Source organism: Streptomyces sp. RP5T, from assembly GCF_003933965.1.
In the GTDB taxonomy this organism is placed as follows: domain Bacteria; phylum Actinomycetota; class Actinomycetes; order Streptomycetales; family Streptomycetaceae; genus Streptomyces.
This window is the reverse complement of sequence record NZ_RSAJ01000688.1, coordinates 1-4,103: the sequence shown is the minus strand read 5'-3', so window position 1 is coordinate 4,103 and position 4,103 is coordinate 1. Positions and strand designations below refer to the sequence as shown.

Sequence of the window (4,103 nt, the reverse complement as noted above, 5' to 3'; positions counted from 1 at the left end):
ACCCAGGCCCCCTCCGTCTACAACGACCTGACCGTCCGCCAGAACCTCGACTACTTCGCCGCGATCCTCGCCCCCGGCCGCGCCGCGGCCGACCGCCGCCACTCCGACGTCACCCGAGTCATCGACGACGTGGACCTCGCCTCCCACGCCGACGCCCTCGCGGGCAATCTCTCCGGCGGCCAGCGCAGCCGCGTCTCCCTCGCCGTCGCCCTCCTCGGCGCCCCCGAACTCCTCGTCCTCGACGAACCCACCGTCGGTCTCGACCCCGTCCTGCGCCGCGACCTCTGGAACCTCTTCCACGACATCGCCGCCGACCGCGGCGCCACCCTCCTCATCTCCTCCCACGTCATGGACGAGGCCGAGCGCTGCCACCGCCCCCTCCTGATGCGCGAGGGCGAGATCCTCGCCGACGACACCCCCGAAGCCCTCCGCACCCGAACCCACTCCGACACGGTCGAGGAGGCCTTCCTCCACCTCGTCGACCAGGCCGCCGAGGCAAGCCGCACCAAGGAGCGCACGCGATGACCACGACCACCACGCCCTCCCCGGGTCTCGCGCCTGCCCCCAGCAGCGCCCTCAACCTCTCCCGCACCACCGCCACCGCGGCCAGGGTCCTGCGCCAGCTCCGCCACGACCCGCGCACCATCGCGATGATGATCCTCATCCCCTGCCTGATGCTGTTCCTGCTGCGCTACGTCTTCGACGGCAGCCCGCGCACCTTCGACAGCATCGGCGCCTCCCTCCTCGGGATCTTCCCGCTGATCACGATGTTCCTCGTCACCTCCATCGCCACCCTGCGCGAACGCACCTCCGGCACCCTCGAACGCCTTCTCGCCATGCCCCTCGGCAAGGGCGACCTCATCGCCGGCTACGCCCTCGCCTTCGGCGCCCTCGCGATCATCCAGTCCGCCCTCGCCACCGGCCTCGCCGTCTGGTTCCTCGGCCTCGACGTCGTCGGCAGCCCCTGGCTCCTGCTGCTGGTCGCCCTGCTCGACGCCCTGCTCGGTACCGCCCTCGGCCTGTTCGTCTCCGCCTTCGCGGCCTCCGAGTTCCAGGCCGTCCAGTTCATGCCGGCCGTGATCTTCCCCCAACTCCTCCTCTGCGGCCTCTTCACCGAGCGCGACAACATGCAACCCGTCCTGGAGGCCATCTCCGACGTCCTGCCCATGTCCTACGCCGTCGACGGCATGAACGAGGTCCTCCGGCACACGGACATGACCGCGGCCTTCGTCCGCGACACGCTGATCGTGGCCGGCTGCGCCCTGCTGGTCCTCGGCCTGGGAGCGGCGACACTGCGGCGCAGGACCGCCTAGGACAGCCCAGCACAGCCACCGCACCCATGTCCCGCCCACCGGACAGCCGCCCGGCACTCCCCGGCCCGGTGCCAGACTGAACGGCATGAGCCAGAAAGTCGCAGTCCTCGGCACCGGCAAGATCGGCGAAGCCCTGCTCAGCGGAATGATCCGTGCCGGCTGGGCCCCGGCCGACCTCCTGGTCACCGCCCGCCGCCCCGAGCGGGCCGAGGAACTCCGCAGCCGCTACGGAGTCACCCCGGTCAGCAACCCGGAAGCCGCCAAGACCGCCGACACCCTGATCCTCACGGTCAAACCGCAGGACATGGGCGCCCTCCTCGACGAGCTCGCCCCGCACGTCCCGGCCGATCGCCTGGTCATCAGCGGTGCGGCCGGCATCCCCACCTCCTTCTTCGAGGAGCGCCTCGCCACGGGCACCCCGGTCGTCCGCGTCATGACCAACACCCCCGCCCTGGTCGACGAGGCCATGTCCGTCATCTCCGCCGGCACCCACGCCACCGCCGACCACCTCGCCCACACCGAGGAGATCTTCGGCGCCGTCGGCAAGACGCTCCGCGTCCCCGAGTCCCAGCAGGACGCCTGCACCGCCCTCTCCGGCTCCGGACCGGCGTACTTCTTCTACCTGGTCGAAGCCATGACCGACGCCGGCATCCTGCTCGGCCTGCCCCGCGACAAGGCCCACGACCTGATCGTCCAGTCCGCGATCGGCGCCGCCACCATGCTCCGCGACAGCGGCGAACACCCGGTCAAGCTCCGCGAGAACGTCACGTCCCCCGCGGGCACCACCATCAACGCCATCCGCGAACTGGAGAACCACGGCGTACGCGCCGCCCTCATCGCCGCCCTCGAAGCCGCCCGCGACCGCAGCCGCGCACTGGCCTCGGGCAAGAAGGACTGACGCTCACCGGGAGCGGTCGCCCACGGCGGCGCCCGCTCCCGGCACGGCCACGTCTTACCGAGCAGCGTTCAGCACGGCACCGCAGCCGAGTGCTCCGCCATCCACAGCAGCCGTATCCGAAGCCGCTCCATCCCCAGCTGCCGTGTCCGAAGCTGCCGGAAGCAGCCCGATCGCGCGATACGCGGCATCCACGGTCGGCCGGGCCATCGCCCGCGCCCTCTCCGCGCCATCCCGCAACACCCCCTCCACATAGCCAGGATCCGCGCACAACTCCTTGTGCCTTTCCTGCACGGGCCTCAAGACCTCGACCACGGCGTCGGCGGTGTCCTTCTTCAAGGCGCCGTACGACTCATATACACCGCTCAGCTCCGATGGGTTCCCACCCGTGCAGGACGCGAGGATCTCCAGCAGGTTCGCCGGCCCCGGCCGGGCCTCCCGGTCGTAGACGACGTCCCGCCCGCTGTCGGTCACGGCCCGCATGATCTTCTTCCGCACGACCTCCGGCTCGTCGAGCAGATAGATGATCCCGGGCCCGGAGTCGTCGGACTTCCCCATCTTCGACAGGGGCTCCTGAAGGTTCATGACCCGGGCGCCCACCTCCGGCACGGTGGCCCGGGGCACCACGAACGTGAAGCCGTACCGCTGGTTGAACCGCACCGCCAGATCCCGGGTCAGCTCCACATGCTGCGCCTGGTCGTCCCCGACGGGCACCTCGTCCGCCCGGTACGCCAGGATGTCCGCCGCCATCAGCACGGGATACGTCAGCAGGGACAGCCGCACACTCCCACCCCGCGTCCGCTCCCGAGCGGCCTTCTCCTTGTACTGGATCATCCGCCGCATCTCGCCGTCCGTGGCCACGCACTCCAGCAGGTACGACAGCCGCGTGTGCTCGCCGACATGACTCTGTACGAACAGGGTGCACAGCTCGGGATCCAGCCCCGACGCGAGGAGCAGCGTGGCTGCCTGCCGACTCAGCCGACGCACCCGCGCCGGATCGTGGTCGACGGTCAGGGCGTGCAGGTCGACGATGCAGAACAGCGACTCCGCCCGGTGCTGGTCGACCGCGGCCCACTGCCGCATGGCTCCCAGGTAGTTCCCCAGCGTCAGATGCCCCGTCGGCTTGACCCCGCTGAAGACCCGCGTCATCTCTCCACCTCCTGGTCGAGACCGCCGCCCCGGGCGGCCGACCCTCAGGAGTCCTGGAGGGAGATACGCGAACGGCCGCCGAGGCGGCGGCCGTTGAGTGCATACGTGCTCACGGCCGCCTTCAGGCGGCCCACCACTGCTGGGTGCACGTACGCGTTGTCATGCCTGCCAGAGTACGCCTGCGAGGGGCCCTCCGGAGCTGAGTTGACACTCCCCAGCCCGGTACGTAGTGTTCTCCGAGTTGTCCGACGTGAGCGCCGACTCCGGTCGGTCCCCGGACAGCCATTCCGCAGGTACCAGCCAACAAACGACGACAGTCGCTCTGTCTGCCGTCGCCGTATTGGCGTGCGTATTCGCGAAATGAGGAATCCACGTTCGAAAGGACGGCGGCCCCCGATTAGCGTCGGGAGCCGGGAATCCGCTAAAGTCTCACTCGTCGGAACGGCCCAACGGCCGGGAAGGCAAAACCCGCTGACTGGGAATCAGGCCCGAAAGGATCTGATAGAGTCGGAACCGCCGGAAAGGGAAACGCGAGAGCGGGAACCTGGAAAGCACCGAGGAAATCGGAACCGGAAACGGTCTGATAGAGTCGGAAACGCAAGACCGAAGGGAAAAGCCCGGAGGAAAGCCCGAGAGGGTGAGTACAAAGGAAGCGTCCGTTCCTTGAGAACTCAACAGCGTGCCAAAAATCAACGCCAGATATGTTGATACCCCGTCTCCAGCATCAGCTGGGACGAGGTTCCTTT

The 4,103-nt window shown here is 69.0% G+C and carries 4 protein-coding genes; 3 read left to right on the top strand and 1 reads right to left on the bottom strand.

What is annotated here, in order from left to right; translation table 11 throughout:
- The 3 genes from EHS43_RS39190 to proC all read left to right on the top strand — a co-directional run.
- The coding region (locus EHS43_RS39190; RefSeq protein WP_148104213.1) for an ABC transporter ATP-binding protein at positions 1 to 525 on the top strand (525 nt) is incomplete at its 5' end.
- Positions 522 to 1,313, top strand: a complete 792-nt coding sequence (locus EHS43_RS39185) for an ABC transporter permease (protein ID WP_125195342.1) — start codon at positions 522 to 524, stop codon at positions 1,311 to 1,313. The genes EHS43_RS39190 and EHS43_RS39185, both read left to right, overlap by 4 nt.
- Before the next feature lie 85 nt (positions 1,314 to 1,398).
- A complete protein-coding gene (gene proC / locus EHS43_RS39180) occupies positions 1,399 to 2,211 on the top strand; it encodes a pyrroline-5-carboxylate reductase (protein ID WP_053852563.1) in 813 nt (270 codons plus the stop codon).
- A gap of 54 nt (positions 2,212 to 2,265) precedes the next feature.
- On the opposite strand, the gene trpS is transcribed toward proC, so the two are convergent.
- Positions 2,266 to 3,357: a tryptophan--tRNA ligase gene (gene trpS / locus EHS43_RS39175; protein WP_125195341.1), complete on the bottom strand. Its 1,092-nt coding sequence runs from the start codon at positions 3,355 to 3,357 to the stop codon at positions 2,266 to 2,268.
- Positions 3,358 to 4,103: the final 746 nt, after the last annotated feature.

Coding starts and splice junctions, on each gene's coding strand:
- EHS43_RS39185 (WP_125195342.1), top strand. CDS start 522: ATGACCACGACCACCACGCCCTCCCCGGGTCTCGCGCCTGCCCCCAGC.
- proC (WP_053852563.1), top strand. CDS start 1,399: ATGAGCCAGAAAGTCGCAGTCCTCGGCACCGGCAAGATCGGCGAAGCC.
- trpS (WP_125195341.1), bottom strand. CDS start 3,357: ATGACGCGGGTCTTCAGCGGGGTCAAGCCGACGGGGCATCTGACGCTG.